Consider the following 240-nt stretch of genomic DNA (forward strand, 5'->3'; position numbering starts at 1 on the left):
CTTCGACCCGCGCCGGATCGAGCTGGAGATGCTCGAAGCCCCAGCGCACTTCGTCGCCGGTCAACGTGCGCTTGCCGAACTTCGCCTGCGCGATGCGGATCGCCTCGACGTTGAGGATGCCGTTCACGATGCCGAGATTGTGGTAGACGCTGCCGATCCGCTTCTTGTCGTCGAGATTGCCCTTGCCGGCGCCATAGACCGTCCTGATCACCTCCTGCAGCACCGGATACTGCTCGCCGG

At 64.2% G+C, this 240-nt stretch carries 1 pseudogene; it reads right to left on the reverse strand.

From position 1 onward, the window contains the following. Window positions 1-240, reverse strand: a pseudogene (locus FNJ47_RS48785) (ABC transporter substrate-binding protein); the annotation flags it as partial.

This window comes from Bradyrhizobium uaiense, assembly GCF_010811875.1.
GTDB lineage: Bacteria > Pseudomonadota > Alphaproteobacteria > Rhizobiales > Xanthobacteraceae > Bradyrhizobium > Bradyrhizobium uaiense.